Genomic DNA, 1,450 nt, shown 5'->3' on the forward strand with positions numbered 1-1,450 from the left:
GCTCGGATTCAAGCGGTCGTCGCAACGCCGTTTGGTTGAAGTAAGTATAGATAAGGGTTGAGAGCCTCGGCAGGTGTTTTCCAGCCAAGCGTCTTGCGTGGCCGGCTGTTGAGGGCAAGGGCGACAGTGGCCAGCTCCGCACGAGAGTAACGGGACAGGTCCGTCCCTTTCGGGAAGTACTGACGGAGCAGTCCGTTGGTGTTCTCGTTCGTGCCTCGCTGCCATGGACTGTGCGCGTCACAGAAGTAGATGGCCAAGCCCGTGTCGGCGCGAAGGAGGGCATGCTGCGCCATCTCGGCCCCTTGGTCCCACGTGAGCGTCCGGCGCATCCGCTCCGGCAACGTTGTGAGCGAGGAGGTGATGGCACCTCGGACCGCTTCGGAACCATGTCCTGCCAAAACAGGGCCGTTTTTGACGCGAGGTTGGCCGTGGGCGCCCATGCGTGGCAGATGCAGCAGCAGCGTAAACCGTGTGGTGCGCTCGACCAGCGTGCCTATTGCGGAGCTGCCCAGCCCCAAGATGAGATCGCCTTCCCAGTGTCCAGGAACTCGGCGGTTGGTGACTTCGGGTGGACGCTGGCTGAGCCTGCATTCGGCGCCGACAAATGTCTTGCCGTGCGTACGGGTCCGCGCCCTCGGCACACGCAGTGCCCGCCCAGTTCGCAGGCAGCTGACCAGTTCGCGTCGCAGTGCGCCGCGGTCTTGTACGTAGAGAGCCTGGTAGATAGCCTCGTGGGATACCCTCATCGACGCATCCTCGGGGAAGTCCACTCGAAGCCTGTTGGCAATCTGCTCTGGACTCCAGGCGGTCGCCCAACGTCGGTCTTTTCGTGGCCCGTGGCGCCGCCCCTTCCATCGCACTTCTGGGCCGGGCACTGACGTCCCGTCAGTAGCGGTAAGTACCCCGGCCAGTCGCTCCTGCACGTACCTTCGCAGCTCGCCGTTCGCGGCTAGCTTCGCGACCTTTGGACGTCGCGCACGTCGGTCCGCATGCCACTGGGCGGTCGTAGCGCGATACTCCAGGGCACCGCCACGGGTTGCCGCATTACGACGCAACTCCCTCGAGATGGTCGCGGGTGAACGAAGGAGCCGGCGAGCTATCGCGCGAACCCCAACGTGCTGGGCGTGCAGAATCGCGACTTCTTCTCGCTCGGCAAACGACAGGTACCGCCCCGACAGCGGGGCCAGACTGCTCGACGGCATGCCTCCACTCTCTCGGAACCACCTGCATCCCACCACCGGAGATACGCCGGCCACCCTTCCAGCATCTTCGCTCGAAAGTCCGCGGGCGATTGCCTCCCAGAATCGTTGTCGGTGCTCACGCCTTCCCACCGGCGGACGCCCAGGCGACGACATAGGCGGGCGTCCAGCACGGTCAGCCCGTCGACTCTTGTTGTTCCCCATCGCAACTCCTCAACGTCGAGTGTTGCGACGACCCGTTGAATCCACCC

At 64.3% G+C, this 1,450-nt stretch carries 1 protein-coding gene; it reads right to left on the reverse strand.

The window, feature by feature from the left end; all coding sequences use genetic code 11:
• Positions 1 to 8: 8 nt before the first annotated feature.
• The gene (locus tag FMP39_RS37110; protein WP_194858725.1) at positions 9 to 1,403 is read right to left on the reverse strand and encodes an IS30 family transposase; all 1,395 of its coding nucleotides are present in this window, start codon (positions 1,401 to 1,403) and stop codon (positions 9 to 11) included.
• Positions 1,404 to 1,450: the final 47 nt, after the last annotated feature.

Origin of the sequence: Myxococcus sp. AB056 (assembly GCF_006547365.1) — a bacterium.
Taxonomy (GTDB): Bacteria; Myxococcota; Myxococcia; order Myxococcales; family Myxococcaceae; genus Myxococcus; species Myxococcus virescens.